We start from the raw sequence: 19914 nt of genomic DNA, 5'->3' as shown, positions 1-19914 counted from the left end.
TTATCTTGCTGCTAACTTAGCTTAACTTTCCGCTAAGTTTGTTTCGTCAGCAGCAAAGACCGATATTCTAACTACGTTACAGCCGTTTGTGAAGTCTTTTTTGCTACAAGCTCCAGACTTCGGAACCACTTCACTCTGCTCTGATGGTGGAGGTAAGCGGGATCGAACCGCTGACCTCTTGCATGCCATGCAAGCGCTCTCCCAGCTGAGCTATACCCCCCTTGCAGAACAGAAACGAGATTCTAGAGGCCAATTTGCGCTTTGTAAATACCCTTTGAGCAATTGCATGCGACTTTTTTCGCAAGTCGCATGCAATCCCTCTCAATACAAGCGCGAACGTGCTCAGGCCAGCACTTTTTCAATACGGCTCACGACGACATCGCGGCCAAACAGCATCAGCACGCTGTCGATCGACGGCGTATGCGTAGTGCCCGCCACCAGCAGACGAACCGGCATAGCCAGTTGCGGCATCTTCAGCTTGTGCGCGCCGAGCGTTGCCTTCAATGTCGCGGCGATCGCTTCCTTGGTCCACTCCACCGTCCTGAGCGCTGCAGCCAGATCGGCCAGCGCCGGACGCACAATATCCGTGACGTGCTGCGCGAGCGCCTCGGCTTCCGGGGCCGGCGTGCGATAGAACATCGCAGCGTTTTCGGCGATTTCCTTCACCGTCGACGCGCGGTCCTTCAGCAAGCCCACCACCGACGTCAGATCGGCGCCTTGCGCGATGGCGGCTTCGTCGATACCCAGTTCAGCGAAGAAAGGCAGGGCGAGCTCCGCGAGGCGCGTGTTGTCCGCTTCCTTGATGTAGTGCGCGTTGAGCCAGTTCAGCTTGTCGTGGTCGTACTGGGCCGGCGACTTGCCCAGATGCTCCAGATCGAACCATTCGACGAACTGCTCACGCGTGAAAATTTCCGCATCGCCATGCGACCAGCCCAGACGCGCCAGATAGTTGACCACCGCTTCCGGCAGAAAGCCGGCGTCGCGATAACCCATCACACTCATTGCGCCGTGACGCTTGCTCATCTTCTCGCCCTGCTCGTTCAGCACGGTCGGCAGGTGGGCATACACCGGCGGCTCGGCGCCGAGCGCACGCAGAATGTTGATCTGACGCGGCGTGTTGTTCACGTGATCGTCGCCGCGAATCACGTGGGTAATGCGCATATCCAGGTCGTCGACCACCACGCAGAAGTTGTAGGTCGGCGTACCGTCCGGGCGCGCGATCACGAGATCGTCGAGCTCTTCGTTCGAAATTTCGATGCGGCCTTTCACGGCGTCGTCCCATGCGACGACACCCGTGAGCGGATTGCGAAAGCGCAGAACGGGCTGCACGCCCGCCGGCGGCTCAGGCAGAACCTTGCCCGGTTCCGGGCGCCACGTGCCGTCATAGCGCGGCTTTTCGCCGGCCTCGCGTTGACGCTCGCGCAGTGCGTCCAGTTCTTCCGTCGACATATAGCACGGGTACACGAGCCCCGCGTCCTGCATCTGCCCGAGCACTTCGCGGTAACGGTCCATGCGCTGCATCTGGTAGAACGGGCCTTCGTCGACATCGAGGCCGAGCCACGCCATGCCTTCGAGAATGGCGTCGACGGATTCAGACGTGGAACGCTCGACGTCGGTGTCCTCGATCCGCAGCACGAAGGTCCCTTTCATCTTGCGCGCGAACGCCCACGGATAAAGCGCGGAGCGAATGTTGCCGAGGTGGATGAAGCCGGTGGGACTCGGTGCGAAACGGGTACGGACAGAGGTGGTCATTAGCGGTTACTCGGAAGACAGGCGCCGGCGCCGTGGCGAACATTGCCAGTGAAGCGCGGCAGCGGACCGCGCCCGTGCGGCAGACAACGCCTTGCACGGACACGAGGGAAATAAATATGAGAGCCGAATTATACCTTCCGAACCCGTGTTGCCCGCCCTCGTCCGAATGGCCAATCACAGTGGACAAGACGCGCGAGAAGCGCGCCTCAGGAGGCCCGAGCGTTTCCTCTGCAACGTTTCATTACCACGCCGACGCGCGCCCGGAGCTTTGATTTATGATGTGCGCGCGCTGCGGGTGGGGATAGAACCACAGCGCTTGGAATCGCCGCTGGCGGTCCTACCCGTTTGACTATCCGCCTGATCGCGGCACAGGTCGCGCCGATTTGCACCGATTGCGCCGCCGCTGCCGCTGCTGGAGAACCCGTTGAAACCGTCATCCCCTCGCCTCGCCCGCCGCAACTTCTCATTGGCGGCCGCCTCCGCGGTGCTGGCCGCCTGCACCACGACCGGTGCCAGCAAAACCGACAGCACGCCGGTTGCCGCCACGCCCCCGGTCAACACGCCGCCGCTTGATAAGCCGCAGCGGCCGATCCGCGTCGGGCTCGCGCTAGGCGGCGGCGCCGCTCGCGGCTTCGCGCACATCGGCGTGATCAAGGCGCTGGAGGCACGCAATATCCAGGTCGACCTGGTGGCCGGCACAAGCGCGGGTTCGGTGGTCGGTGCGCTGTACGCGTCGGGGATGAACGGCTTTGCGCTGAACAAGCTCGCGCTGACCATGGACGAAGCCTCGATCAGCGACTGGGCCATGCCGTTTCGCACGCGCGGCTTTCTGCAAGGCGTTGCGCTGCAGAACTACCTGAATACGACCCTCAACAACCGTCCGATCGAGAAAATGGTCAAGCCGCTCGGCGTGGTCGCCACCGACCTGAAAACCGGCCAGCCCATCCTGTTCCAGCGCGGCAACACCGGCATTGCGGTGCGCGCATCGTGCAGCGTGCCGTCGATTTTCGAACCGGTGAAAATTGGCGGCCACGAATATGTGGACGGCGGTCTGGTGAGTCCGGTGCCCGCCTCGTTTGCGCGCAAGATGGGCGCGGATTTCGTGATCGCCGTTGACATCTCGCAGCGCCCGGAAAGCGGCCTCACCGCCAGTTCGTTCGATGTGCTCATGCAGACGTTCACGATCATGGGCCAGACGATCAAGGCCTACGAACTCGAGAAGTACGCCGACATTGTGATCCGGCCGAATCTGGCCGCCATGAGCGGCAGCGATTTCTCCCAGCGCAACGCGGCGATCCTGGCCGGGGAAGAAGCGGTGGCGAAGATGATGCCGGAGCTGCAGCGCAAGCTGGCCGCAAGCCGCGCCGCGGTTTAACCCGTCGGGAGGGCGCCGGTTGCACCGACCGGCGCGCTGCGCCCGCCGTCACGCACGCACGCACGCACGCAACGCCGATAAAGTCCGGGATCCCGCAACGACAATCCGCGACACATCGGCCAAACGCTCAAACGCAAAAAGCCTGCTTCGAACGAAGCAGGCTTTTTTTCACACCCCAACTACCGGTGCGGGCTGAATCAGTTACTGATTACCGCCAATCGAAGCATTCACGCGCTTGCGCAGATCTTCACCATCCTGATACGACGTCTCGATCCGGCGTGCGCCCGTGAAACGCTTTTCCCAATAGCCGCTATCCATGTCGTCGACGCGGATCGTGCTGCCCGTGGAAGGCGAATGCACGAACTTGTTGTCGCCGATGTAGATGCCGACGTGCGAGAACGTACGGCGCATCGTATTGAAGAACACCAGATCGCCCGGCTTCAGGTCGCTGACGCGCACCTTCTCGCCGACACGGCTCATTTCCTCAGCGCGGCGCGGCAGCGCCATTCCGAGCGTGTCCTGGAACACGTAGCGAACGAAGCCGCTGCAATCGAGCCCCGAATCGGGTGTGTTACCACCCCAACGGTAGCGAACGCCGATCATGTTCAGCGCGCCGACCACCACGTCGCCCGCTTTACCGGCCATGCCGGAGAGGAACGATTTGGCGCCGCCGTCGCTGCCAGGAGCGGCCGATTGCGAATTGAGGGGGGACAAAGAATTCGACCCGCTGGGGGTCGAATATGAGGCATTCTGATTAAAACCGCTTACTTCGTCGGCGAACGCGCCGGGAGCTGCTGCCATCAAGACGCCAATGAACATCCCGGCGACGACGCGCGTGCAAGCCTGGGTTAGGTTTCTGTGCTGCATTGGTCGGTATTCTTTGCCTAAAAATCAGTGGGCTACGGAAAAAAGTTTGGTCGATACTAGCCAGTAAGTATTCGTGTGTCAAAACAAATAGAAAAATACAATCGAGACACGCACCCAATTGGTGAAAGAGTGCAAAATCAGTAGTCAAGCGCCGCTTTCAGCAGCTTTCGGGTGTAAGGGTGCGCCGGTGTCGCAAAAATCTGCTCAACGTCCCCGCTTTCGACGATTGAACCGTTTTGCATCACTGCGACACGATGCGCCATTGCCCCGATCACGGCCAGATCATGACTGATGAAAACGAAGCCGAGGTTGTACTTCTGTTGCAACCCGGCAAGCAGTTTCAGCACCTGCTGCTGGATCGACACATCGAGCGCACTGGTCGGTTCGTCGAGGATCAGGATGCGCGGCTCCAGCACCAGCGCCCGCGCGATCGCGATCCGCTGGCGCTGGCCGCCGGAAAACTCATGCGGATAGCGGTACAACACCGTGCGGTCCAAACCGACTTCGCGCAGAACCGACACCACCTTGTCGCGTCGCGCCTCCTGGCTCATTTGCGGCCGATGCAGCGCGAGCCCTTCGCCCACGATCCGCTCGATAGTCTGACGCGGCGAAAGCGAACTGAACGGATCCTGAAAGACAACTTGCATATTCGATCGCAAGGCGGTCTGTTCGGTGCCGCGATAGCTGCCGAGCGCCCTGCCCTGAAACTCGATCTCGCCGTGCGCGGTGCGTTGCAGACCGAGCAGCGCCATCGCCAGTGTCGATTTGCCCGAACCCGATTCGCCGACGATCCCCAGCGTCTCGCCTTGGCGCACCGACACGTTCGCCTCGGCGACCGCGCGAAAGTGCCCTGAGCGGAACCAGCCGCTCCAGCCCGGCAGTTTCGTTTTGAAATCGACCGAGACATCGCGCGCTTCGAGCAGCACGGGTGAAATCGGCAGCACGGGGACCACCGTGCGTTGCGGACGGCTCGCCAGCAGTCGTTGCGTGTACGGATGCTGCGGCGACTCGAACACCTGCTCGACCGTCCCGCTCTCCACGAGTACGCCCTCCTCCATCACCGCGATGCGTTGCGCGAAATGGCGCACCAGATTCAGGTCGTGTGTGATCAGCAGCACAGCCATGCCGCGTTTCTCGGCTTCGTCGCGCTGCAGTTCGAGCAGCAGGTCGACGATCTGCGCGCGGATCGTCACGTCGAGCGCCGTTGTCGGCTCATCGGCCAGCAGCAGGCGTGGGCGGCACGCAAGCGCCATCGCGATCATCGCGCGCTGCCGCTGACCGCCCGAGAGCTGATGCGGATAGCTGTTCACGCGCTTGCCGGGCTCGGCGATGCCGGTGCGCCCCAGCAACGCCACGGCGCGCTTACGCGCTTCGTTCGCCGTCACGCCGTCATGCACGACGATCGTCTCCGCAATCTGGTCACCGACCGTATAGAGCGGATTGAGGGCCGTCATCGGCTCCTGGAAGATCATCGCGATGTCCGAGCCGCGCATGCCGCGCATCTCACGCTCGCTTTTGGCGAGCAGATCCTGGCCGTCGAAACGGATCGCGCCGCTCACCTGCGCGTCGCTCAACAGACGCAGAATCGACAGCGCGGTCACACTCTTGCCCGAGCCCGATTCGCCGACCAGCGCGACCCGCTCGCCGCGCTGGATCGCGAGCGTCACGTCGTTCACCGCGACCGTATCGCCGAAGGTCACATGCAGACGATCGAGCTCCAGCAGCGGCGGCGTCGTGCCGTGTTTTGCGTTGTTCTCCACGGTGGCGCTCACTGGTTGCCTCCCGCGCGCATGGCGTCGGCAATGCGGGTGTCCAGCGCGTTGCGCAGCGCATCGCCCATGAACGTCAGCAGCAACAGCATCGCGACCAGCACGCCGAACGTGGACAACGAGATCCACCACGCGTCGAGATTCGCTTTGCCTTGCGCAAGCAGTTCGCCCAGGCTTGGCGTCGGCGACGGCACGCCGAGGCCGAGAAAGTCGAGACTGGTGAGCGCAAGAATCGCACCGCTCATGCGGAACGGCAGAAACGTGATCACAGGCGTCAAGCTGTTGGGCAATACGTGCCGCCACATGATCTGCCAGTTCGAGAGCCCCATGGCCCGCGCCGCGCGCACATAGTCCTGGTGACGGTTGCGAAGGAACTCCGCGCGCACGTAATCGGACAAGCCGATCCAGCCGAACAACGAGAGCAGCACGATCAGCAGAATGAACCCCGGCTCGAAGATCGACGAGAAAATGATCAACAGGTAAAGCTCCGGCATGGCACTCCAGATTTCAATCAGACGCTGCCCGATGATATCGATACGTCCTCCGAAGTAACCCTGCACGGCGCCCGCGGCAATCCCGAGTACGGTACCGATCAGGGTCAGCACCAGCCCGAATTCCACCGACACGCGAAAACCGTACAGAAGACGCGCAAAGAGATCGCGCCCCCGGTCGTCGGTGCCGAGCCAGTTATCGCGTGACGGCGGCGCCGGGTTTGGTGCCTTCGAGAAGTAATTCAGCGTGTCGTAGTAGTACCGGTTCGGCGGATACACCGCGAAGTTACCCGGCGTGTCGAAACGATGCTTGATATACGGATCGAGGTAATCGGCGGGCGTCGGGAAGTCACCGCCGAAGGTGGTCTCCGCGTAGGTCTTGAACATCGGAAAATAAAACTGCCCCTCGTAGCGCACCACAAGCGGCTTGTCGTTCGACCACAGCGGCCCGGCGAGGCTCGCTGCAAATGCAACGACGAATATGATCAGGCTCCAGTAGCCAAGGCGCTGCTGGCGAAAACGCTGCCAGACGCGACGCGCCGGCGTTGGCGACACGAACGCGCGAACCGGTTCGGTGCGCGCCGCCGCATCGGCTGAAAGGCGGGCTCGATTCATCAGCGCTCCAGTTGTTCGAATTGGATGCGGGGATCGACCCACACGTAACAGAGATCGGAAATCAGCTTGGTCGCAAGGCCGATCAGCGTGAACAGATACAGCGTGCCGAGCACCACCGGATAGTCGCGACGCACCACGGATTCATACGACAGCAGGCCGAGTCCGTCGAGTGAAAACAGCGTCTCGATCAGCAGACTGCCGGTGAAAAACGCACCGATAAATGCCGCGGGAAAACCGACGATCAAAGGCAGCAACGCATTGCGAAACACGTGCTTCCACAGCACGCGCTTTTCCGACAACCCTTTGGCACGCGCGGTCAGCACGTATTGCTTGCGGATTTCGTCGAGGAATGCGTTCTTCGTCAGCATCGTGACGACCGCGAAGCTGCCGACCACCGAGGCCGTGATCGGCAGCGTGATATGCCACAGGTAGTCGACGATCTTGCCGCCGATACTCAATTGCGCCCAGTTGTCCGAAGTGAGATTGCGCAGCGGGAAGAGCTGCAGGAAGCTGCCGCCACCGAACAGCACCAGCAACAGCACGCCCAATACGAAACCCGGAATTGCATAGCCGACCAGCACGACGAGACTCGTCGCAATATCGAAGCGCGAGCCGTTGCGCACTGCCTTGGCGATACCCAGAGGCACCGATATCAGGTACGTCAGAAAGAAGGTCCATAAGCCGATGCTGATCGACACCGGCAACTTCGAGACGATCAGCGACCACACGCTCTGGTGGCGGAAATAGCTCTGGCCAAGGTCGAATGTCGAGAAGCGTTTGAGCATCAGGACGTAGCGTTCGAGCGGCGGTTTGTCGAAGCCATACAGCACTTTCAGTTGCGCGATCTGCTGTGCGTCGACGCCGGTATGCGTGCGCAGACCGAACGGCGCGCCGTTCTCCGCGCCTTTGCGCAGTTCGTGCTGCATCTGTTCGACCGGGCCGCCCGGAACGAACTGGATCACGACGAAGGTCAGCGTCAGCACGCCGAGCAAGGTCGGGATCATCAACAGCAGGCGTTTGAGAATGTAGCTCCACATGGCGTCGTTTCCGGTGCGAAGGCGGTGAGTGAATGACGCTTTAGCGCGATTGAGCTGGCGGCTGCGGCTGCGATGACTGCGACTGGGCAAACCACCACATCGACGTGATCCAGCCTTCCGCCCCATAGTACAGAGGCAGGGTCTTCGGCCACGCAAGGCCGCGTTTGAACGCCACGCGATGCGTCGCGCTATACCAATGCGGCACCACATAGTAGCCATGCATCAGCACGCGGTCGAGCGCGTGTGTCGCGTCGATCAGTTGCTCGCGCGTCTGCGCATGCACAAGCGCGTTCAGAATCGCATCGACGGCCGGCGACTTCAGCCCGATCATGTTGTCCGAGCCTGGCGTATCCGCGGCTTTGCTGCCGAAGCGGTCGATCTCCTCCGAGCCTGGCACCTGCACGTCCGGCATGCGGATGGTGGTCGTGTCGAAATCGAACGCATCGAGACGCTTTTGATAGACGGCGAAATCGGACACACGAAACGTGGCGGTAATGCCGAGCTTCTGCAGATTGCGGATGAACGTCGCGACAATCGGCTCCATTTGCGCGGCCGAACCGGAATCGTCGAGGATCTCGAACTGGAACGGCTCGCCCTTGGCGTTACGCAACGCGTTGTCGCGATAGGTCCACCCTGCCTGCTGCAACAAGGCACGCGCCTGCAGCAGATTGGCGCGCAGCGAACCCGGCGGATCCGTGTCCGGCTGCTTCGGCGGCGGACCGAATACCGCCGGATCGAGTTTTGCGCGCCATGGTTCGAGCAGCGCGAGCTCGCCAGGCGTCGGTAGACCCTTCGCCTGCAAATCCGTATTGGCGAAGAAGCTGTCGATGCGGGTGTACTGATTGAAGAACAGCTGGCGGTCCAGCCACTGAAAGTCGAGCGCGAGATCGAGCGCCTTGCGCACCCGTACGTCCTGGAACAACGGCCGGCGCAGATTGAGCATGAAGCCCTGCATGCCGGTGCCGTTATGCTGCGGAAACTCGCGCTTGATCAACTCGTCGCTGTCGAACTTCTTGCCGACGTCGCGCCGCACCCAATTGCGCGCGACGTATTCGACCATCGCATCGTATTCGCCCGCCTTGAATGCTTCCAATCGCGCGACGTTATCCGAATACAGCTTATAGACAATGCGATCGAAGTTATTCATACCGACTCGTACCGGCAGCGCCGCGCCCCAGTAATTCGGGTCGCGCCGAAAGGTGATCGTGCGGCCGTTGTCGTACTGTTCGATCAGGTAAGGTCCGCTGGCAATGGGCTTTTCGAACGCCAGCTGGTCGAACGGAATCCGGCTGCCGTCCGGCTTCATCCCCCACTTGTGCGAGAACACCGGCATGCTGCCCACGAGCAGCGGCAACTCGCGATTGCGTTGATGAAACTCGAAGCGGATCGTGTGCGGATCGACCACCACCGCGCGCGTGATCTCGCCGAAGATCGACGCGAATTGCGGCGCGGCTTGCGGGCTCTTCAGCGTGTCGAGCGAAAACTTGACGTCGTCGGCGGTAACCGGATCGCCGTTCGAAAAGCGCGCGCGCGGGTTGATGTGGAAGGTGGTCGACAGGCCGTCGGGCGCGATACTAATGTCATCGGCGAGCAGGCCATAGGCGGAGGCCGCTTCGTCGCTGCTGCCGATGGTCAGGCTTTCGAACAGCAGATCGATGCCCGGTGCGGTATTGCCGCGCAACGTGAACGGATTGAATTTATCGAAGCTCGTCAGCCGGCTCGGATTGGCCAACACCAGCGTGCCGCCCTTCGGCGCATCCGGGTTGACGTAGTCGAAGTGCTTGAAATCGGCCGGATATTTCGGCTCGCCGTATTGCGCGATCGCATAGACGGCGTGGGCTTCAGGCGCCACGAGCAAACCGGCCAGGGCGGACACGCCGCCCAGCGCGATCGCGCACGCCGAGCGCCAGGAGCGCGGCACAACCGGTAGACCGACACGCGATAGCCTGTGAATCACGCTGCACCGAAGTGCACGAGGCGTTCGAACCCATCGCGAGCCAATTGTCATAGGGGCCTTGCTGGTCAGTGGGCAAATTCAATGTGAGAGAATTCTACCCAATAAACCCGCGCAATCCGCACGTCTGGTTCGCACGTCTGGTTCGCACGTCTGGTTCGCACGTCTGGTTCGCACGACGTTCGCATGCGTGGTGCGCGGACCTCAATGGTCGCATTGTGCTTGCTGCGTTGACCCGGCGCTTTCAGCTCAGCCTGCCGGTTTAGCGAGCGCAATAAAAAACCGCCCGTTCCGGGGCGGTTTTTCGACACCACTGCTGAATCGACCGTGGCTTGACGGCTTAGTGCCAGCCGCGACGATTGTCATAGTGGTCACGGCCGTAATCGTAGCGGCCCGGGGGATGATGGCGATACCAGTCGTCACGCGCCCAGTAGCGGCGGCCATCCCAGTAGCGGTCGCCGTGCCAGCCGATCACGATCGCCGGGCCGCCGTAGTACACCGGCGCCGGTTGGTAGATGACGGGCGGCGGCGGCGGTGGCGGTGCATAGACCGGAACCGGGGCCACGTAGACCGGCGCGGGAATGCCGATGTTGACGCCAATGTTGACCCCGCCGGCCATTGCAGCACCCGACACAGCCAACCCGAGAACCCCGATCAGAAGTGGAACAAGACGTGCGGACTTCATCGATCACCCTTTTGAAGAATGTGTTGTTGGCCGAAATATAGCGCAAGGCAGCCCTCCGCGTATTTCAACTTTGTAATAACTGATGCATAACATCGCGCCGCTGGCCGCCCGGTTACGTCTCGTTACATTGGACTCAGTTTTGGTGAAAAAGTAGTGGCGGCGTAGTCGAGCCGGCTCGCTGCTAGCCGCCCATTTGTCGGCAAGTTAGCCTTCTTTTACTGCCCTCGCCGCTGCTGGGCAATTCTGGCCGCCGCCTACGCAGGCGCCAGTCAATCCAGCCGCCGGCTCCACGATCAGCCTTGCGGCCGTTGTGTTGTCGACGCACCCAGATCAGTAGGATATCGAAGTATTATTTTGCGGCGCGTAGCGGACCTGGCCGGACGCCAGATCCCGTCCGGCTCCATTCGCCTCAATCGCTCTTACCCTCCCTCCCATCCGCGCTCGCCTCTGTAACCAACGCGCATCGGATCACAAGGCGGCATGGGGTGGTCTACCTCCCCAGCCACTCCGCCGCTGCGATTGCCGCGACGTCTCGCGGCATCCATTCGCAAAACCGCAAAATCGAACATTTGATGTTCGAAAGAACATTTTCGCGTTATTTCAATGTCACCGGTCGTCCGACTTCACTGTCTTCGCAACACTCCACGGGAAGCCATATTCAGCACATATTCCAAGAAACTCAATCACTTAAAGCATGGTTTTCCCTAGTACCCCGCGACGCATCCAGTGATACGATGACTGACACTAAACGCCGATAAATGTTCGAATTCGCGCATGCCTGCCGTCCAACGGACAGTCAGCGGACACATTGGGTACGGAGACAGATTTTGAAAACAATCATGGGTTTGCGCTGGTGGATCATCGCGCTCGTGTGCGCCGGGACGATCGTCAACTATCTGTCGCGCAACGCCCTCGGCGTGATGGCGCCGCAGTTGACGACACTCCTGCACATGAGCACCAAGCAGTACTCGTACGTCGTCGGCGCATTCCAGGTCGGCTATACGATCATGCAGCCCGTATGCGGCCTGATCATCGATCTGATCGGCTTGCGCCTCGGCTTTGCGCTGTTCGCCTGCCTCTGGTCGCTGACGGGCGTACTGCACGGTTTCGCGAGCGGCTGGCTCTCACTGGCGGCTTTGCGCGGACTCATGGGGTTGACGGAAGCCGTCGCCATTCCGGCCGGCATGAAAGTGGTCGCCGAGTGGTTTCCCAATCGCGAGAAGTCCGTGGCGGTGGGCTACTTCAACGCGGGCACGTCGCTCGGTTCGCTGCTGGCCCCGCCGCTCGTCGTCTTCCTGTCGCTGAGATATGGCTGGCAAAGCGCGTTTGCGGTCACAGGTGCGCTCGGTTTCGTCTGGGCCGCCTTCTGGTATGTGTTGTACCGCTCGCCGGCCGATCACGCGCGTATCAGCGAGGCAGAGCGCGAGGTGATCGTCAGCGGCCAAACGCCGGGCGCGCCGCAGCGGCACAGCATCCGCGAAGTACTTCGTACGCGGCGGTTCTGGGCGATCGCTCAAGCGCGTTTCTTCGCGGAACCCGCGTGGCAAACCTTCAGCTTCTGGATTCCGCTTTACCTCGCGACGCAACGCCACATGGATCTGAAGCAGATCGCACTGTTCGCGTGGCTGCCCTTTCTCGCCGCCGACCTCGGCGGCCTCTTCGGCGGCTACCTGTCGCCGTTCCTGATGAAGCATTTGCGCATGCCGCTGATTGCCTCGCGCATCGCGGGTGTCGTGCTCGGCGCTTTCATGATGCTCGGACCGGCATGTATTGGCCTCGTCGCCTCGCCGTATCAGGCGATCGCGCTCTTCTGCGTAGGCGGCTTCGCGCATCAGATGATCTCGGCACTCGTCAATACGCTGGCAGCCGACGTGTTCGACCCCAGCGAAGTCGGCACCGTCGCCGGATTTGCAGGGATGTCCGCGTGGATCGGCGGCCTGGGCTTCTCGCTGCTGGTCGGCGCGCTGGCCGATTCGATCGGCTACACGCCGCTATTCGGCGCCCTCGGCGCTTTCGACCTCATCGGCGCCACCTTGCTGATCATTCTGATGCGCGGCGTCACTCGCGACGCGCGTCCGCGCCAAGTCGACAACAACGCCAGCACGGCTGCGTGACCTCACTCGAAGACACATCATGCGTTCACTGACGAATCTGAAACACCCGCCGCGTTTTTCACTGTCGTCCCATACCGGCAACCACATCGTTCTCACCGCGCAGGAAAACTGCCGGATGGAACTGTTCGTTCTCGCCGAAGACATCATCCGGGTACTCGTGCTGCCGGACGGCGAAACGCACGGTCCGCGGACCTGGTCCATCGCGCCGGGCGCGGATGACGTTGCGCTCGAAGGCCGCGATCGCCGGGACATGAGCGATTTCACGCCCCCCAGGTTCGACGTATCGGCCAACGCTGAACAGGTTGTCGTTGAAACGGCACGCATCCGTTTGACGCTCGCACTGGACGGTGGATTCTGCGCGTGGGACATCCTGCACGATGCGACGTGGCACCGCGTGATGAGCGATCGGAAGACCCAGGCGTATAACTTCGGCTGGTGGGACAAGCGCGTGTATCACTACATCGAGCGTCGCCGGGGCGAGATGTATGTCGGCCTGGGCGAGCGCGCCGGTTCGCTCAACCGCGCGGAGCAGTCCTACGAAATGCGCAACATCGACGCGATGGGTTATAGCGCACGCACTACGGACCCGCTCTACAAGCACATCCCCTTCTACGTGACGTGGCAACCGCAAACGTCGACAGGATTCGGCCTGTTCTATGACACGCTCGCCGATTGCCGTTTCGACATGGGCCGCGAGCTCGACAACTATCACGGCCACTACCGGCACTTTGTCGCCGAGCATGGCGATCTCGACTATTACTTCATCGCCTCCGCGGGCACGCCCTTGCATGCGGTGCGCCGCTTTACGTGGCTGACCGGCCGTCCGGCCTGGATGCCGAAATGGGGCCTCGGCTACTCGGGCTCGACAATGAGCTATACCGACGCGCCCGATGCGCAGCAGCGCATGGGCGAATTCATCGAACGATGCAGCGAGCACGACGTGTTGTGCGATTCGTTCCACCTGTCGTCGGGCTACACGTCGATGGGTCCGAAGCGCTATGTGTTCAACTGGAACCACGAGAAGTTTCCGGATATCGACGGCTTCGTGCAGAGCTATCTCGAACGTGGCGTGCGTCTGTGCGCGAACATCAAACCGTGCCTCTTGCAGGATCACCCGGCGTTCGACGAAGTGGCGCGCGCCGGCTTGCTGATCGAGTCGCGTGATGGCGATCCGGCGTGGGTCCAGTTCTGGGACGAAGTGGGCGCGTATCTGGACTTCACGAATCTCGCCACCATCGACTGGTGGAAAGCGCGCGTGAAAGACAGCCTGTTGAAACACGGCATCGCCGCGACGTGGAACGACAACAACGAGTTCGAGATCTGGTCGCCTGACGCGATTGCCCAGGGCTTCGGCCAACCGTATCCGGCGCGCGAAGCGAAAGTGCTGCAAACGCAGTTGATGATGCGTGCGTCGCACGACGCGCAGCGTGAATACGCCCCCGACTGCCGGCCGTTCCTTGTCTCCCGCTCGGGTGGCGTCGGCATGCAACGCTATGTGCAAACCTGGTCCGGCGACAACTACACCTCGTGGGAAACGCTGCGCTTCAATCTGAAGATGGGGCTCGGGCTCGCCATGTCCGGCGTGTCGAACAGCGGTCACGATATTGGCGGATTCTCAGGTCCGGCGCCGGGTCCGGAGTTGTTCGTCCGCTGGGTCGCCTTCGGCATCTTCCTGCCGCGTTTCAGCATTCATTCCTGGAACGACGACGGTACGGTCAACGAACCGTGGATGCATCCCGAAGTCACGCAGCAGGTGGCGGCGCTGATCAAGCTGCGCTACCGCCTGATCCCCTACCTGTACGAGTTGCTATGGCAATCGCACAGCGCGTACGAGCCGGTACTGCGTCCGATGTTCGCCGAGTTTCCGCACGATCCGCGCTGTCTCGCCGACGGCGACGACATGATGCTGGGCGCGTCGATGCTGGTTGCACCGGTGGTCGAGGCGGGACAGTCGACGCGCGATGTCTATCTGCCGGCCGGCGCGCGATGGGTGTCGTACTGGAGTGGCGAGGTGTTCGAAGGTGGTCAGACTGTGACCCTGCCCGCCCCATTCGAGCAGCCGGCGACGCTGCTGCGTGAGGGCAGCGTGATTCCGATAAACATCGCTGAACAACACTTCGGCCGTCCCGCCGACGAACGCGCGTTCATCGCTGTGCCGCACGCCGGCGCAGGCATCGCTCGCGGCGGCTGCGTCGAAGACGATGGCGAAAGCGAAGCGTGGCGCACAGGTGCGCAGGGGCGTTGGAACGTCTCGATTACGAGCGATGCGAGCACGTTGCGCATTTCAATCGTGCGGGAAGGCTGGATCCAGCAGCCGCAGCAGGAAGTTCGCCTGTTCGTGCCAAAGGGCGAAGTGCGCACCGCAGTCTGCGTTGACGGCGCGCTGATGCAAGACCATACGGTCGACGGCTGGCGATGTCTGACGATTTCCATCGCCCACTAACCGGGCACGTATCACCGACGTGAAGAGCAACGATCACATATTCAATCCGGAGACACGCAACCCATGAACTCATTCAAGCGCTCGCGTACACGCACATTCGTCCTTTCATGCCTGCCGTTTGCGGGCGCGGTGCTGTCAACCGGCGCGTCGGCGCAAAGCAGCGTGACGCTGTATGGCGTCGTCGATAACGCCTTTGCCTATGCCAGCAACCAGAAGGGGCACGCCAACTTCTACATGAGCCAGGGCAACCTGCAGGCGAGCAAGTTCGGGCTGCTCGGCGCGGAAGATATTGGCGGTGGCACAAAGGCGATCTTTCGGCTCGAAAGCGGTTTCAACTCGCTGACGGGCGCGCAAAGTAGCGCGGGCTTCATTTTCAATCGGCAGGCGTATGTCGGGCTGACCAATGACAAGTATGGGACGGTGACACTCGGCCGCCAGTACACGCCGTACTTCCAGATGGTCGGCGCACTCGGGCCAACGGGCGTATTGACGGGCGCAACAGGCGCTCACCCTGGCGACCTCGACGCGCTCGACACCACGCTGCGCCTCAATAATTCGGTTACCTACCTATCACCGAACCTCGCCGGTTTGCAATTCAGTGCGCAGTACGGCCTGGGCGGCGTGCCCGGAAGCGTGGCCAGCGGCAGCCAGTTCAGCGCGGCAGCTCGCTACGACTACCAGCCGTTTGCGATCGCGGTGGGCTATGTGAAACTGAAAGACATTGCGACCAGCCAGGCGCTCGGCACCTACGCCGTCAACTCGCCGGTGAATAGCGGCTACGCGACGGCACGCAGCGCGCAATTGCTCGCCGCGGCGGCCCGCTACACGCACCAGGACCTGATGATCGGCGTGAACTATTCGAACGTGCAATACGCGCCGGGCTCCGGTTCGCTGTTCACCGACGAAGGTGTGTTCAATACATATGGTGTGATTTCCACGTACAGGATCACGCCGGCCGTGACTATCGGCGCCGGTTACAGCTATACGCAGGCAAGCAAAGCGAATGGCATCAGCGATGCTGCGCGCTATCAGCAGATCTCGCTCGAGCAGACGTACAACCTCTCCACTCGCACCACGTTGTACGCACTGGAGGCGTATCAGCATGCGCGGGGCAAGACGCTGGTGGCGGCAGGCAGCACTGGGACGAGCATCACTGACGCCGTGGCTGTGGTCGGCGACTCGCAGAATACGACGCCGTCGTCAGGGCCGTCGCAATTCGTCGGCATGGTGGGGTTGCGGCACGCGTTTTGATGCTGAAAGCAGGTCGAACGTCCCGCTCCTGAATTGCGAGAATTCGGGAGCGGAAAAATACATTTCGCGAGCCTGAAAAACAAAACCCCGCAGAGCCTAGACTCTGCGGGGTTCTCTCTACCACTTCTGGCGGAGACGGAGGGATTCGAACCCTCGATCCAGGTTTTGGCCCAGATGCTCCCTTAGCAGGGGAGTGCCTTCGACCTCTCGGCCACGTCTCCCAAACTTTCGGTTGCGCAGGGAGTCAGCGCAACGAAGCCAAGATAATAGCGGGCCGAACCGCGAAGGTCAATGTCTAGCACACATTTTTTGTGCCAGTTTTGTCACCGGCGACGCAATTTATTCACATCGGCCGAGCGTTCAGTCACGCATTCGGAGATGAGGCGCGCCTGTTCACCCAACCGAGCACCCAACCCCACCCCGCGCAGCCAATCAGGCTTGATCCAGTTCGAACGCCTTATGCAGCGCGCGCACGGCGAGCTCCATGTACTTCTCGTCGATCAGCACCGAAATCTTGATTTCCGAAGTGGAGATCATCTGGATATTGATGCCCTCTTCCGACAACGTGCGGAACATCGTGCTCGCGATACCCACATGCGAACGCATGCCGACGCCGACCACCGAGACCTTCGACACCTTCGGATCGCCCAGTACCTGCTCAGCCTGCACATGACCCTTCACCTGCCCGGTGAGAATGTCCATGGCGCGCTGATAGTCGCCGCGGCCGACCGTGAACGTGAAAGCGGTTTTACCTTCGACGCTTTGGTTCTGGATGATCATGTCGACGTCGATATTCGCGTCCGCCACCGGGCCGAGAATCTGATACGCGATGCCCGGCTTGTCGGGCACACCCATCACGGCAATACGAGCTTCGTCGCGCTGGAACGCGATGCCCGAGATGACTGCTTTTTCCATGGTCTCGTCTTCTTCAAAAGTAATCAGGGTGCCCGACTTCATTTCAGCGTCGAGCGGGATGAGCGGATCGGTCAGGCTCGACAGGACGCGTGTCTTCACCTGATATTTGCCGGCGAATTCCACCGAGCGGATCTGCAGCACCTTGGACCCCAGGCTCGCCATTTCCAGCATTTCTTCGAACGTCACGCGATCGAGGCGGCGCGCTTCTTCCACCACGCGCGGGTCGGTCGTGTAGACACCGTCGACGTCCGTGTAAATCAGGCACTCGTCGGCTTTCAGCGCGGCGGCGACCGCGACCGCCGACGTATCCGAACCGCCGCGGCCGAGCGTGGTGATGTGGCCGTCAGGATCGATGCCCTGGAAGCCCGTGATCACCACCACTTTGCCCGCGTCGAGATCGCGCAGCACGCGCTCGCCGTCGATTTCGCTGATACGTGCTTTCGTGAATGCGCTATCCGTTTTGACCGGCACTTGCCAGCCGGCATAGCTGACCGCGTCGACGCCGGCTTCCTGCAGCGCGATGGCGAGCAGTCCCGAGCTGACCTGCTCGCCCGTGGCGGCGATCATATCGAGTTCGCGCGGGCTCGGCTGACTCGTGATTTCTTTCGCGAGACCAAGCAAGCGGTTAGTTTCGCCGGACATCGCCGACGGCACGACGACCATCTTGTGGCCGGCCTTGTGCCATTTCGCGACGCGCTTGGCGACGTTCTTGATGCGCTCGACCGAGCCCATCGAGGTGCCGCCGTATTTATGTACGATGAGTGCCATTGTCGTTCTGAACTGGAGGATAAACCGCGCTGGCGCGCTGGAGACGACCGCACAAAAGCACAGGAGCGCAACGTCTTGTGAACGGCGGCAAAGTGTGTGGCGGCGTAGATGCAGCGCGCGTGCAGCACGCGCGGATTTGCCCGGGAATGATCGCTAGTGGCTTGCTTACCGGAGACGACGGATCGCGCTCGGAAACCGGCAACGGCGACGACAGCGACGGCGAAATCGGGTCGGGCAAACAAGCTAAATTACCCGATCGGGCGCAAAAAGACAAGCCAAAATACCCGTCGAATGGCCCATATTAGGGGCTGAAAAGGCTTATCCGATGCGGTTTTGCGCCCTATTTCGAAGAATCGGCGGATAGCTAATCCGCTTGGCCGACTGGACGGTCAGGCCATCAGCAGATCGTCGCGCCAGACGATCCTGACGCGTTGTTCGGCCGCATTGACCTGCTCGGACAACACTGCGTGGTTCAGGCCGAGCAAGGGCACGAACAGCAGGTCGTCACCTACGTAAAGCAGCGGCACGTCGCGCTTCCATGCAGGAATGCCGCGCTCCTGAAACAGGTTTTTCAGCGTGCGGCTCGGGCTGCCAGGCGCCGTGCTGGTGCGCATCCGCTCGCCGCCGCTGCGCGAGCGCACGCTCAACAATGCGCGCCGTAAAACGCTGACGGGAAGCGTATCCGGATCGCCCTGCCCGGCATCGGCGTCGACATCGGAATCCGCGGCGGCGTGCCCGCCCAGATTTGCCTCCACAGCAACAAAGACAAAAGTGCCCCGCCATTGCGGCAAACGCCAGATCGCTTCACCCTGCCATGCGAGTTCGCTGACTGCGCGCTCGACGAGCGCGGTTTCGTCGGCGGGTTCGCTGCTATCGCCCGCTTCCCAGTAGACAAGACCGCGATAACTGCGCAACGCCTGCCCAGCATGATCAATACGCAGACTATGGCCCTCGCCGGCTTCCCCGACTTCGCGCAACTGGCGCAAAGCATCCGTAAGGCGCGCGGCTGATGCCGCAATCAGACCCCGTGTACGCATCCAGTAGCGCAGCAGGTTGAGCGCACGATCGTCGTCGAGGGCGAGCAGCGCGTCATGCGATAGCGCGCGGCCTTCATCACGTACGGCTGCGTCCAGATCGATGCGCGCGAGTGCGTCGAGCAGACGTTGCGCCGATGCCGCATGTGCGGCTGTGCGCGCAAGTGCGTCGCGAAAACCAGGAAAGTGCACGGCCAACGCCGGTGTCACCTCGTGGCGCAATGCGTTGCGAGCGTAACGTGTGTCCGCGTTCGATTCGTCGTCGATCCAGCGCAGACCGCGAGCGTTCGCATACTGCTCGAGTTGCGCACGCAGCAGGTGCAGCAACGGCCTCACGCGCACCGCGCAGGCACCCGCCGGCAAGTACTCGGGCGCCATCGCAGCAAGGCCCGCGAGGCCCGCGCCGCGCAGCAGTTGCAACAACACCGTCTCCGCCTGGTCGTCAGCATGTTGCGCGAGCCATAGTGTGTGAACGGCGCGTGTTGCGCACATTGCGTCCAGCGCGCGATAGCGCGCATCGCGCGCCGCGGCCTCGACACTGACGCCCGCGTCACGCGGCACCTCGACGCGCTCAACCGCGAATTCGACACCCCGTTCCCGTGCAAACGCTTCGCAGCGTGCAAGCCACTCGTCGGCGTGAGCGCTGAGGCCATGATGCACATGCAGCGCGACACAACGCGCGGCACCCGCGACCCGCACGGCCGCATCGAGCAACACACTCGAATCGACGCCGCCACTGAACGCCACCGCAATGCGCACGTTCGCATGCAGTGCGGACAGCGCCACGCCGACCGCCTCGATAACGAGGCGGTCGGCGGGCGAATCAGCTGTGGGAGTCACGTCG

The 19914-nt window shown here is 61.8% G+C and carries 14 protein-coding genes and 2 tRNA genes; 5 read left to right on the top strand and 11 right to left on the bottom strand.

Annotated elements, in window-relative coordinates:
* Positions 1 to 144: 144 nt before the first annotated feature.
* Together KHO23_RS06635 and gltX are read right to left on the bottom strand one after the other, a co-directional pair.
* Positions 145 to 220, bottom strand: a tRNA-Ala gene (locus KHO23_RS06635).
* 122 nt (positions 221 to 342) lie between these two features.
* Positions 343 to 1752, bottom strand: a complete 1410-nt coding sequence (gene gltX / locus KHO23_RS06630) for a glutamate--tRNA ligase (protein ID WP_211610227.1) — start codon at positions 1750 to 1752, stop codon at positions 343 to 345.
* A 424-nt stretch (positions 1753 to 2176) separates the two neighbouring features.
* Between gltX and KHO23_RS06625 the strand changes: the two genes are divergently transcribed.
* The gene (locus tag KHO23_RS06625; RefSeq protein WP_211610226.1) at positions 2177 to 3127 is read left to right on the top strand and encodes a patatin-like phospholipase family protein; all 951 of its coding nucleotides are present in this window, start codon (positions 2177 to 2179) and stop codon (positions 3125 to 3127) included.
* Positions 3128 to 3328: 201 nt separating this feature from the next.
* Here the strand turns inward: KHO23_RS06625 and KHO23_RS06620 are convergent, their stop codons facing one another.
* From KHO23_RS06620 to KHO23_RS06595, 6 genes are all read right to left on the bottom strand, one after another.
* Entirely contained in the window at positions 3329 to 3994 is a 666-nt protein-coding gene (locus tag KHO23_RS06620) for a C40 family peptidase (RefSeq protein ID WP_211610225.1), read from the bottom strand.
* 137 nt (positions 3995 to 4131) lie between these two features.
* Entirely contained in the window at positions 4132 to 5766 is a 1635-nt protein-coding gene (locus KHO23_RS06615) for an ABC transporter ATP-binding protein (protein WP_211610224.1), read from the bottom strand.
* Positions 5763 to 6869 carry an ABC transporter permease gene (locus KHO23_RS06610; protein ID WP_211610223.1) on the bottom strand — a complete coding sequence of 369 codons (1107 nt, stop codon included), beginning with the start codon at positions 6867 to 6869 and terminating at the stop codon, positions 5763 to 5765. The genes KHO23_RS06615 and KHO23_RS06610 overlap by 4 nt, the downstream gene beginning before the upstream one ends.
* Positions 6869 to 7906, bottom strand: coding sequence for a microcin C ABC transporter permease YejB (locus KHO23_RS06605; RefSeq protein WP_211610222.1), 1038 nt, complete (start codon positions 7904 to 7906; stop codon positions 6869 to 6871). Before KHO23_RS06605 ends, KHO23_RS06610 begins: the two co-directional genes overlap by 1 nt.
* A gap of 40 nt (positions 7907 to 7946) precedes the next feature.
* On the bottom strand, positions 7947 to 9914 hold the full coding sequence (locus KHO23_RS06600; protein WP_211610221.1) for an extracellular solute-binding protein: 1968 nt from the start codon (positions 9912 to 9914) through the stop codon (positions 7947 to 7949).
* A 286-nt stretch (positions 9915 to 10200) separates the two neighbouring features.
* Positions 10201 to 10545, bottom strand: a complete 345-nt coding sequence (locus KHO23_RS06595; protein WP_211610220.1) for a hypothetical protein — start codon at positions 10543 to 10545, stop codon at positions 10201 to 10203.
* 827 nt (positions 10546 to 11372) lie between these two features.
* Here KHO23_RS06595 and KHO23_RS06590 point away from each other — a divergent pair.
* The 3 genes from KHO23_RS06590 to KHO23_RS06580 all read left to right on the top strand — a co-directional run bounded on the left by KHO23_RS06590 (position 11373) and on the right by KHO23_RS06580 (position 16353).
* Positions 11373 to 12659 (top strand): MFS transporter, encoded by a 1287-nt coding sequence (locus KHO23_RS06590; RefSeq protein ID WP_211610219.1) that lies wholly within the window; start codon positions 11373 to 11375, stop codon positions 12657 to 12659.
* A 19-nt stretch (positions 12660 to 12678) separates the two neighbouring features.
* Positions 12679 to 15102 (top strand): glycoside hydrolase family 31 protein, encoded by a 2424-nt coding sequence (locus tag KHO23_RS06585; RefSeq protein WP_211610218.1) that lies wholly within the window; start codon positions 12679 to 12681, stop codon positions 15100 to 15102.
* 63 nt (positions 15103 to 15165) lie between these two features.
* The gene (locus KHO23_RS06580) at positions 15166 to 16353 is read left to right on the top strand and encodes a porin (protein ID WP_211610217.1); all 1188 of its coding nucleotides are present in this window, start codon (positions 15166 to 15168) and stop codon (positions 16351 to 16353) included.
* A gap of 127 nt (positions 16354 to 16480) precedes the next feature.
* Here the strand turns inward: KHO23_RS06580 and KHO23_RS06575 are convergent.
* Both KHO23_RS06575 and KHO23_RS06570 read right to left on the bottom strand, forming a co-directional pair.
* Positions 16481 to 16574, bottom strand: a tRNA-Ser gene (locus KHO23_RS06575).
* A 211-nt stretch (positions 16575 to 16785) separates the two neighbouring features.
* Entirely contained in the window at positions 16786 to 18036 is a 1251-nt protein-coding gene (locus KHO23_RS06570) for an aspartate kinase (RefSeq protein WP_169483972.1), read from the bottom strand.
* A gap of 77 nt (positions 18037 to 18113) precedes the next feature.
* On the opposite strand from KHO23_RS06570, the gene KHO23_RS06565 reads away from it, so the two are divergent.
* On the top strand, positions 18114 to 18341 hold the full coding sequence (locus KHO23_RS06565) for a hypothetical protein (protein WP_211610216.1): 228 nt from the start codon (positions 18114 to 18116) through the stop codon (positions 18339 to 18341).
* 84 nt (positions 18342 to 18425) lie between these two features.
* Here the strand turns inward: KHO23_RS06565 and tilS are convergent, their stop codons facing one another.
* On the bottom strand, positions 18426 to 19910 hold the full coding sequence (gene tilS, locus KHO23_RS06560; protein ID WP_211610215.1) for a tRNA lysidine(34) synthetase TilS: 1485 nt from the start codon (positions 19908 to 19910) through the stop codon (positions 18426 to 18428).
* Between the last annotated feature and the right edge of the window lie 4 nt (positions 19911 to 19914).

The organism is Paraburkholderia haematera (genome assembly GCF_905220975.1).
GTDB lineage: Bacteria > Pseudomonadota > Gammaproteobacteria > Burkholderiales > Burkholderiaceae > Paraburkholderia > Paraburkholderia haematera.
The sequence above is the reverse complement of the archived record's forward strand: the minus strand, read 5'-3'. Positions and strand labels throughout refer to the sequence as shown.

Coding starts and splice junctions, on each gene's coding strand:
- KHO23_RS06620 (WP_211610225.1), bottom strand. CDS start 3,994: ATGCAGCACAGAAACCTAACCCAGGCTTGCACGCGCGTCGTCGCCGGG.
- KHO23_RS06595 (WP_211610220.1), bottom strand. CDS start 10,545: ATGAAGTCCGCACGTCTTGTTCCACTTCTGATCGGGGTTCTCGGGTTG.
- KHO23_RS06580 (WP_211610217.1), top strand. CDS start 15,166: ATGAACTCATTCAAGCGCTCGCGTACACGCACATTCGTCCTTTCATGC.
- KHO23_RS06570 (WP_169483972.1), bottom strand. CDS start 18,036: ATGGCACTCATCGTACATAAATACGGCGGCACCTCGATGGGCTCGGTC.
- KHO23_RS06600 (WP_211610221.1), bottom strand. CDS start 9,914: ATGACAATTGGCTCGCGATGGGTTCGAACGCCTCGTGCACTTCGGTGC.
- KHO23_RS06605 (WP_211610222.1), bottom strand. CDS start 7,906: ATGTGGAGCTACATTCTCAAACGCCTGCTGTTGATGATCCCGACCTTG.
- KHO23_RS06610 (WP_211610223.1), bottom strand. CDS start 6,869: ATGAATCGAGCCCGCCTTTCAGCCGATGCGGCGGCGCGCACCGAACCG.
- gltX (WP_211610227.1), bottom strand. CDS start 1,752: ATGACCACCTCTGTCCGTACCCGTTTCGCACCGAGTCCCACCGGCTTC.
- KHO23_RS06585 (WP_211610218.1), top strand. CDS start 12,679: ATGCGTTCACTGACGAATCTGAAACACCCGCCGCGTTTTTCACTGTCG.